This window comes from Micromonospora sp. NPDC047620, from assembly GCF_043205005.1.
GTDB lineage: Bacteria > Actinomycetota > Actinomycetes > Mycobacteriales > Micromonosporaceae > Micromonospora.
In genome coordinates this window covers 1-1244 of the sequence record NZ_JBIDDG010000137.1, presented here as the reverse complement: position 1 = coordinate 1244, position 1244 = coordinate 1, and the positions used below count along the sequence as shown (strand labels likewise).

General features: G+C 61.8%; 1 protein-coding gene and 1 pseudogene. Both read right to left on the bottom strand.

Going from position 1 to position 1244, the window contains the following annotated elements:
• A pseudogene (locus tag ACGF5C_RS34760) lies at window positions 1-195 on the bottom strand (aminoglycoside phosphotransferase family protein); the annotation flags it as partial.
• The coding region (locus ACGF5C_RS34755; RefSeq protein ID WP_393308659.1) for a hypothetical protein at window positions 192-1244 on the bottom strand (1053 nt) is incomplete at its 5' end. The gene ACGF5C_RS34755 and the pseudogene ACGF5C_RS34760, both read right to left, overlap by 4 nt.

Sequence of the window (1244 nt, the reverse complement as noted above, 5' to 3'; positions counted from 1 at the left end):
GAGCCACTGGGAAACTCGTAGCTCGCGCTCTGCTGTTGTGTTGCTGCCGGGCTTCCCGATCCTGGCTACGATTCCACCAGGCAGTTCGTAAATGGCATTCGAGCCGTTCCTGATCAAAACAGCGTCTGTGGCATCGACACCACTGAGTGCGGCTGCTCTGGCGAGCACATCTGCTGATTGACGAGCCTGGTTCATGACTTCGTGCCGCTGGTGATGACGTGGCGCAGTTCGGCAACATCGTCGATTCGGCGATGCGCAGAGGCGGCTCCGGCAAGCCCATTCAGCTCGTCACGAATGCGCTGTGAACTGAACAACTTTGCGTTCTGGGCCGCTTGAAGCCCGAGCTTTGCTGCTTCGCTGGGATCACCGAGCCGCATCTTGAGTGTGGCGAGTCTGGTCAGCGAGAAGGTACGAGAGCGCGGATAGTCCTCGCTTTGGAGCTGGACCGCTCGCTGAATGCGCGGTGCGGCCAGTTCTATTCTGCGCCTGGCCTCTGCAACGGGGATCAATGCCTTGCCTGTGCTTCCCATGTGTTCGGCCTCGTCGTAGTAGCACAGCCACGGCGCGTCGGTCTCGGGTGTACGTTCCGCGAAATGTTCATCAGCTCGGGCTACTTCGGTCAGTGCCGCGTCAGTCCGGCCTACCGCGGAAAGAAACTGAGCTCGCAGCGCACCGAGCATGGCGCGGGCAGTGGCGGACAACCGATCTGATCGGACCTGCGCCAGTTCGATCAGCGACAACGCATCGTCGGCGCTTCCCACGTACGCCACCTTGCGCGCCATGTCCGCCAGGGTGCTGGCTCTCAGCTCCCAGGAGCCGGCGGTATCGGCACACCAGAGCGCAAACCGAAAGCGTTGTTCAGCTTTCCGGTAGTCGGCAATATCGAAGGCGGAGAAGGCCGCAACGCCGCTCAGATTGCCGATCGCCTCGAATAAGGCGCGACGAGCTGTCGGTGATGCTTGCCCCGTGAGCAGGGGCACATAGCGACGCAGTTCCTCCTCGGCTGTGCTGCTTGCTGATCCTCCGCCGTGGAGGTTTTCCGAAGAGGCTGCCTCGCGCGTGGCCGTCTTCACTCTGTCGACATCCGACCAGCCGACCCGCCCGATCGACCGGACACCACGCAGGTAATCGGCCGGGATGGTTTCGGGATTGAACGGGCTGAACAGATTGACATCGAGTGTCTGTTCAGTGCCCTGGCTGCGCCTCTTGCGGACCGGCATGAATCCCAGCTCAGCATCCGTCGC